Genomic DNA, 736 nt, shown 5'->3' with positions numbered 1-736 from the left:
GGCCAGCCGGTCGCGGTCGACCCAGGTCGTCACCGGCGGGCGGCCCAGCGGCGGGAAGGTGACGGCGAGGGTCGCCTCGGCCATCCCGTAGACGGGGAACATCGCCTCCGGGGCGAACCCGGCCGCGGCGAAGTGCGCGCCGAAACGCGCCACCGTGACCGGGCTGACCGGCTCCGCGCCGTTGAGCGCCACCCGCCAGCGGCGCAGGTCCAGGCCCGCGACCTCGTCCGGGCCGACCGCCGCCAGCAGGGCGTCGTAGCCGAAGTTCGGCGACGGGGCGACGGTGGCACCGATCTCGGCGAACGCACGCAGCCAGGACGCCGGGTCCTTGATGAACGTCGTCGGCGACCAGATCGTCATCGGCACCGCGGTGAGGATCGCGCTCAGCGCGCCGAACAGGCCCATGTCGTGGTAGAGCGGCAGCCAGGTGGCGCCGTGGTCGCCGTCGGCCAACCCGATGCCCTCGGCGATGGCCGCCGTGCCGTGCACGACGTTGCGGTGGGTCAGCACGACGCCCTTGGGCACGGCCGTACTGCCCGAGGTGAACTGGACGATGGCCAGGTCGGCCGGGGACACGACCGGCAGCGCCACACCGTCGCGGGCCGATCGGAGGAGGCCGGCGACACCGTCGAACCTCAGCCCGGGCAGCACCGGCGCGAGCCGGCGAGTCAGGCCGTCGGCCCCCGCCCCGACCAGCACGCGCCCGACGCCGGCCGCGTTCGTCACGGCGGCGATC

1 protein-coding gene is annotated in these 736 nt (G+C 75.3%); it reads right to left on the bottom strand.

Annotated features, from left to right (window positions below; all coding sequences use genetic code 11):
• On the bottom strand, positions 1 to 736 hold a 736-nt coding region (locus ND748_RS33200; RefSeq protein ID WP_251750181.1), incomplete at both ends, for an AMP-binding protein.

Origin of the sequence: Frankia sp. AiPs1, assembly GCF_023716945.1 — a bacterium.
Classification (GTDB): domain Bacteria; phylum Actinomycetota; class Actinomycetes; order Frankiales; family Frankiaceae; genus Frankia.
This window is presented reverse-complemented; position numbering and strand designations above follow the sequence as displayed.